This is a genomic window from Aquimarina mycalae (genome assembly GCF_029906345.1).
GTDB lineage: Bacteria > Bacteroidota > Bacteroidia > Flavobacteriales > Flavobacteriaceae > Aquimarina.
The window spans coordinates 38,278-45,959 of record NZ_JARYGY010000013.1 but is presented as its reverse complement, the minus strand read 5'-3'; the positions used below and the strand labels follow the sequence as shown (position 1 = coordinate 45,959).

Here is a 7,682-nt window from a genome sequence, read left to right as displayed (position 1 = left end):
ATAGTAATAATAATACAGCTCAGAGTACAACTTTGCAGCTTACACAACCTGATGCACTACAACTAAGCTTAACTGCTGATTTTATACTTTGTGGTGATGGAAATGACTGGAACATCCAAAGCAATGTTATAGGGGGAACACCTCCATACACTTATTTCTGGGAGGATGGAAATGGTACAAATCCTGATCTGACAGATGTGCCACCAGGAACTTATACGGTGACTGTACAGGATAGTCGTGGTTGTAGCAGTAGTGATGATATTACCCTGGTTCCTCCACAACCCTTAACGAATACTTTTATAGCTACGAATCCTACTTGTTTTAATGGAAATGATGGTGCTATTGATATCACACCTACTGGAGGAACACCTCCATATACTTTCTTTTGGGATAATGGAGCTAATACCCAAAATATATCTGGACTCGCATCTGGACAATATTCTGTAGAAATATTTGATAGTAAAGGATGTTCTATCATTAGAGATTTTGAACTCGTGGATCCTCAGGAGCTCATCATAGATCTGGGACCTGATAAAACATTGTGCCTGGGACAAACCTATACTATTGATGCTTCAATTAACGATTCTTTGGCTACATACCTTTGGCAAGCTGATAATGGCTTTACAGATACAAATGCACAAGTAACATTATCACAAAGTGGAACTTATACCCTATTTGTAACAACAGCATTAGGATGTGTCAGTACAGATACCATTGAAATTATTGCTCTGGAAAATGAAATTACCGCTGAGTTTGTAGTATCGACAGATATTTTTGTAAACGAAAGCTTTGTCATCGTAGATGTGAGTAACCCTATACCAGATACAACTCAATGGATACTACCTGAACAAGCTCAGCAAATTGAAATCACAACTAACTATGCTGAAATATTATTTGAACAAGCGGGAGAATATCAAATTACATTAATAACAACTATCGGAGATTGTGAAACATTCTTTACCAAAACAATCTCTGTTAGAGAAGCAGCTTTTGATAGAGAACAGGAAAATCAAAATGGATTGCAACAATACCTGATGTATCCAAATCCTACCAAAGGAAACTTTACAATTGAACTTACTTTTGATAAACAAACTCCTATTGATATTAAACTATTTAGCATCGCCAATAACAGCTTGTTATATCAACATCAAGATCAACAACAAACCGAATATAACATACCATTTAATCTGGAAGGAATACTACCTTCAGGAATATACTTTATACTGCTCGAAACTCCAGAAAAAAGCTATGTGAGAAAGATTATTGTGGAATAAATTCTTATCCCATAAATTTTACACAATTCTGAAAATAAAAAACGCCGCAAATCTGCGGCGTTTTCGTAATATGATAACAAAGATGTTATAAGTTTTCTGATAATGGTATCGGAAGCATATTAAACACCTGATCTCCTACTCTATCAATTGGTAAAGTATTAGATAAACCGTATCTTCTTAAATCAAACATTCTATGATTCTCAGCCCATAACGAATATCTTCTTTGGTTTAACATTTCAGTTGTTAAATCTGCTGCATTTTGCAATCCACCATAATTTGCCAATCCAGCTGCATTTCGAATCACATTAAGTGCATCCTCTGCATCCTGCAAGTTATTCGCTAATATACTAGCTTCTGCATATATTAAGATCAATTCTTCATTTCTAAGGATATCTATATCAGAAACATTAGAAGCATATAATCTAGTCTCATTAGTTCCTGTCAATCCATCTTGAATACTTGGATCTGGTCTTACTGCAGTTTTTGTAGTAACTCTTGTATCTCCAGCTTCAGCATCATTGATCCAGCTATCGTGCACTATAATCTGATCTCCGTTATTAGGTTCAGCTGCAGAAACAGATGCCACTCTAAATACTGGATTTGCTATGTCTCCACCACCTAAACCAAATACATGCTTAGGTCCAGTTGTTAAATCTCCTGCAAGATCAAAATAAGAAGCTCCCAAAGCAGTCAAAGCTCCTGCACCGTCTCCATCATAAACGGCTGCCAAAGCATAGACAGCTCTATTAAACTGAGATAATGTAGTTGGAGTATCGAATCCGTCAAAACCACTACTTAAAGTGAATGAAAATGCAGTTCCTGCATTCCCCAAATCTGTATTGGCTTCATCTAATAAACTTCTTACAAAGGTTAATACTTCACCTGTACTTAGAACTGGTCCTAAATTGTTTGGATCTACTACATCTACTCTAGCCATTCCATAAGATTTCACAATCTGAATCAACTCATACGCTATGATAGTTCTAGCATATCCAATATAACCAGCTTTTTCCTGATCTGAAACGGCAGTAGTATTATTTACTGATTCTATAAGAATATTAGCGTTTTTAATACATCTATAACTTCCGCTCCATTGTGCTGTACTATAAAAGGAATTATTATCAAGAGTAATACCTTCTTTACCCAATAAATCTCCTGTATTTCTAGGATCAGCATCAAATAAATACAATTCTCTAGCCATAGTACCACTTGCTGTAGTTTCGATTCCCAAACCATTTCTGGTTGTAGACTCCACACCTACTGCCAACTCATTTAACTGAGCAACTGAAGCGCCAACAAGTACACCTCCAACACTAGGTCCATTAGGATCAACCACTTCGTCTATCGAACAAGAAGTAGTTACAAAAGCGAGAAAGAATACCACACTTGTATATCTAATCGCTATCTTAAATATATTTTTCATTATTTTTTCTATTAAAAATTAACATTTAAATGCAAGTAAAACTGCTGCGAACTTGGGAAAGGAGTTACTTCTATACCACTAGATAAACCTGCACCTCCATTTACCGAAACCTCTGGGTCATAACTACTATAATCAGTGATAGTAAATAAATTTCTACCTGATAAACCAAGTTTGATATCACTTACAGTATCACCAAATAATGATTTAATATTACCTGATGGTATTCTATAATATATAGCCGCTTCTCTTAATCTTACATATCCTGCAGGCTCCACAAAACGCTCAGCATTTGCTGGAGATGCTAAACGGGCTTGTCCTTCTGCTGTTTCTAAATCAGGACTTGTTCCTCCTAAATCCGTAAGGAATCTAGATAAGTTTAGGTTATCTCCACCTTTTTTCCATTGTAATAAGAAAGAAAGATCCCATTGCTTAAACAACGTAATTTGGTTATTAAATGCCATTTGGAAATCTGGTTCTACATTTCCAACCTGAGTTAAGGTACCATTAATATTACCTACTAACTGAGTTACTGGTTGACCTTCTTCAATAAAAAATGTTCCTAAACCTGTTCCGAAACCAGCTCCTGGTTGTGCAAAAGCAGGAACGTCTAATCTAGTAACTTCTGATCTATTTAAATAAAATTGAATCCCTGTGTTCCAGTAAAAATTATCATTGTCAAACACATCTGCTCTAACTGCTAATTCTACCCCTTCATTTCTAAGATCTGCAAGGTTTGTAGTTTCTGTAGTAAAACCAGAAGATGCCGGTAATGATCTTGATAAAATCAGATCTTTTACATTCTTATTATAATATGTCGCTTCAAAAGAAACTCTATTATTTAATACACCTATATCAAGCCCAATTTCAAATTCACTAGCTGTTTCTGGCTCCACATCAGGATCTCCATTCAATCCAGCAACAGATGCTCCACCGTTTCCTCCAATATTAGAAGAACCTAAACTTGTAAAAGTTGCTCCAAAAGCTGCAGGGTTACCTGTTTCTCCATAAGCAGTTCTAAATTTTAATTGGTTTATTGCATCTAAACTCCAAAACTCAAAATTAGAAATATTTACCGCTAACGATGCTTTTGGAAAACCATAGAATTTATTAGGATCTCCATTTCTAGAAGATTTATCTAAACGATATCCTAAAGTAGCAATGAATTGATTCTTATAGTTACCTTCGATCTGACCGAAATAACCAAAATCTTCTTCACTAGAGAGAAATTGATCTATTACCTGATTTACAGACTGATCAACATTCGTTTGACCCACTGATAAATTAGAACCTCTACTGTTTACTAAATTAGCTTCTTGGTCTAGAAATGTAATACCAACCTGTGTTGTTAAATCTAAATCATCTCCTAATAAATCATGATCCCAAATCGCAATTGCCTGAGCATTAATTTGAGTAAAGTTATTTTTACCTTGAGAAATAAATCCTTCTTGTCCACCTACTTGTGCTTGGTGTTCTTTAGGAACAAAAACATACGTTTCGTTAGCCAAATAATCGATACCTCCATTAATAAGGAATCGTACTCTATTTCTATCGTTTGTAAAAAGTTTTGTGTTTAATTTAAATCCTTGGATTATTCTATTGTTAGTATCTTCATTTTTTGCTTGATCTCTAACAAAAATTGGGTTCCCAGGATAATTAGGGTTATTAGGGTAATTTCCGTTTGCATCTGGAAATAAATTATACCAAGGACGCGTAAACGCTAACGTATATCCATAACTTAATCCTCCTTCATTTTCATTACCCGTAAAACTTCTACTTGAATTACTTCGTACGTAGTTAGTAGTCGAAGTAAAATCAAAGATTTCAGAAATTTTATGATCAATATTTGCTCTTAAAGAAAATCTATCAAATCCAGTATTTTTAATAATACCTTCTTCATCACGATAAGAACCTCCTACATAAAATTTAGTTTTTTCATTTCCACCTGTAGCATTTATTCTTGTATCTGTAATAAAACCTGTATTACCATAGATTTCATCTTCGTAATCTATAAGACCTCCATTAGCTATTGCATCTTCGAATCTTTGTCTTTCAGTAGCATCAAATGTATCTTCAACCGATTGTGCAGTCCAAGGTCTTAATCCAAGTTTATTTTGAATTACATTAATTCCTGTATCTTGGCTAAAACTAATTTTAGTTCTTCCACCTTTACCTCGTTTTGTTGTAATGATAACAACCCCAGCATTACCACGCTGACCATAAATAGCTGCAGCAGACGAACCTTTTAAAACTTCAATATTTTCAATATCATTAGGATCTAAATCAGCCAATCTGTTTCCAGAATTTTCCTCATTACCTCTATTACCACCTGATGCAAAACGCAATCCTGATGGTATCTCCACATTGTTTACATATACACCATCTACAATAATTAACGGTTGGTTATTACCATTAATAGAAGATATACCTCTTAACCTTAATGCAAAACCTCCTCCAGGTGCTCCAGAAGATGCTGTAATATTAACACCCGTTACTTTACCATATAATGCTCCATCTACAGTTGTTTGACTCGTATTACCTACAAGTTCTTCAGAGGATACTGTAGAGACCGCATTGGCCAAATTCGCTCTTTTGATAGAAGAACCTAATCCAGTTACTACTATTTCTTCTAAAGCTTCTAAAGCTTCAGCAACTTGAATAGTAATTTCTCCTGCATTCTCGACAGTTACTAATTTCTCAGTAAATCCGATAGAAAATACTCTTAATGATACCGGTAAACTATTGACTGTAATTGAGAAATTACCGTCAATATCACTCGCAGTTCCGTTATTGGTACCGTCTTCTACGATGTTGATGAAAGGTACTCCTTCTCCAGTACCTTCATTGACTACTTTACCGGAAATAGTTTCCTGCGCGAAAAGCACGACCGGAAAGAAAAACAAGAATAGCAAAAGCCCCTTGCTAATTTGTGATTGTTTTTTCATAATGATTTGTTTATAATTTTGGTTAAATCTATTAAAAGATTCTTATAAAAAAATGTTAAAGCTAACGTGTGTTAGTTAAAAAAGTGTTGGTTACTTAACGTCTATATACAAAAACCTCAAATATATTACGTGTAACACATAAATTTAACAAAAAAGCTTTCTTGCAAGATCAGAAGCTTCATTTTTACTAAAACTAGATATATTTAATATTAACTTCTTATTTTTGCAGCCTTAACAAATAGCTATGTATAGAAGTCATTCTTGTGGTGAATTACGCACCTCAGATATAGATAAACAAGTAACCCTTTCTGGATGGGTTCAAAAAGCACGAGACAAAGGGTTTATGATATGGGTTGATCTTAGAGATCGATATGGTATTACCCAGCTAATATTTGATGAAGAACGTACTCCTGCTGCTGTTGTAGAAAAAGCTAAAACACTCGGTCGTGAATTTGTGATTCAGGTTAAAGGAAACGTTATCGAACGTGAGTCTAAAAACCCAAATATTCCAACTGGAGATATAGAAATTTTAGTAACAGAGTTAGAAATTCTTAATGAAGCATTGGTTCCTCCGTTTACCATAGAAGATGAAACAGATGGTGGAGAAGACATTAGAATGAAATATCGTTATCTAGATATTCGACGTAATCCTGTAAAAAACAGCTTGATGTTTCGTCATCAAGTAGCAATGAAGGTTCGTAACTATCTATCTGATGAAGGATTTGTAGAGGTGGAAACTCCCTATCTTATAAAATCTACTCCAGAAGGAGCGAGAGATTTTGTAGTGCCTTCTCGTATGAACGAAGGTCAGTTTTATGCTTTACCACAATCTCCACAAACATTTAAGCAATTATTAATGGTTGGTGGAATGGATAAATATTTTCAGATTGTAAAATGTTTTAGAGATGAAGATCTAAGAGCGGATAGACAACCTGAATTTACGCAGATTGACTGCGAAATGGCTTTTGTAGAACAAGAAGATATTTTACACATTTTTGAAGGGTTAACAAAACACCTAATTAAAGACATCAAAGGAATCAATATTGAGCATTTTCCAAGAATGACTTATGATGAAGCAATGCAAACCTATGGTAATGATAAACCAGATATTCGTTTTGGGATGAAATTCGGCGAACTTAATGTTGTTTCTCAACATAAAGAATTCAAAGTTTTTAATGAAGCCGAATTAGTAGTAGGAATTGCTGTACCTGGTGGAGCTTCTTATACCAGAAAAGAAATCGACAAACTTGTTGACTGGGTAAAACGTCCACAAGTAGGAGCATTAGGAATGGTTTACGTAAAATGTAATGAAGATGGTAGCTTTAAGTCTTCTGTAGATAAGTTTTATGACCAGGAAGATTTATCTAAATGGGCAGAAGTAACTGGTGCCAAAAAAGGAGATCTGATTTGTGTACTTTCGGGAGCAAAGAATAAGGTTAGAGGTCAATTAAGTGCATTGCGTATGGAATTGGCAGAACGATTAGGATTGAGAAATCCAGAAGAATTTGCACCATTATGGGTAGTTGATTTTCCTTTATTAGAATGGGATGAAGATACAGAACGTTATCACGCGATGCATCACCCCTTTACCTCACCAAAACCTGATGATATTCCATTATTAGACTCTAAACCAGGTGATGTAAGAGCGAATGCTTATGATTTAGTCTTAAACGGAAATGAAATTGGTGGAGGATCCATCCGTATTCATGATAAAGAAACCCAAGCATTAATGTTTGATCATTTAGGCTTTACACCAGAAGAAGCTAAAGAACAATTTGGTTTTTTAATGGATGCTTTTCAATATGGAGCTCCTCCACATGGAGGAATTGCTTTCGGGTTTGATCGATTAGTAGCTATTCTAGGAGGTCAGGAAACTATTAGAGATTTTATAGCCTTCCCTAAAAATAATAATGGCCGAGATGTGATGATCGATGCTCCTGCCAATATTGATCAGGAACAGCTTAAAGAATTAAGTATCAAACTAGATATATAAAATAAAGATCCCGCCAAAAGCGGGATTTTTTATTACCTTTAATCGAAACC

At 34.9% G+C, this 7,682-nt stretch carries 4 protein-coding genes; 2 read left to right on the top strand and 2 right to left on the bottom strand.

Annotated elements, in window-relative coordinates; translation table 11 throughout:
• Positions 1 to 1,274, top strand: a 1,274-nt coding sequence (locus QBK95_RS22360) for a T9SS type A sorting domain-containing protein (protein WP_280936790.1), incomplete at its 5' end; no start/stop codon positions are given.
• 85 nt (positions 1,275 to 1,359) lie between these two features.
• Here the strand turns inward: QBK95_RS22360 and QBK95_RS22355 are convergent.
• Positions 1,360 to 2,697: a RagB/SusD family nutrient uptake outer membrane protein gene (locus QBK95_RS22355; protein WP_280936789.1), complete on the bottom strand. Its 1,338-nt coding sequence runs from the start codon at positions 2,695 to 2,697 to the stop codon at positions 1,360 to 1,362.
• Between the two features lie 11 nt (positions 2,698 to 2,708).
• The gene (locus QBK95_RS22350) at positions 2,709 to 5,639 is read right to left on the bottom strand and encodes a SusC/RagA family TonB-linked outer membrane protein (protein WP_280936788.1); all 2,931 of its coding nucleotides are present in this window, start codon (positions 5,637 to 5,639) and stop codon (positions 2,709 to 2,711) included.
• 244 nt (positions 5,640 to 5,883) lie between these two features.
• Here QBK95_RS22350 and aspS point away from each other — a divergent pair, with 244 nt between their 5' ends.
• Positions 5,884 to 7,632: an aspartate--tRNA ligase gene (gene aspS / locus QBK95_RS22345; protein WP_280936787.1), complete on the top strand. Its 1,749-nt coding sequence runs from the start codon at positions 5,884 to 5,886 to the stop codon at positions 7,630 to 7,632.
• Positions 7,633 to 7,682: the final 50 nt, after the last annotated feature.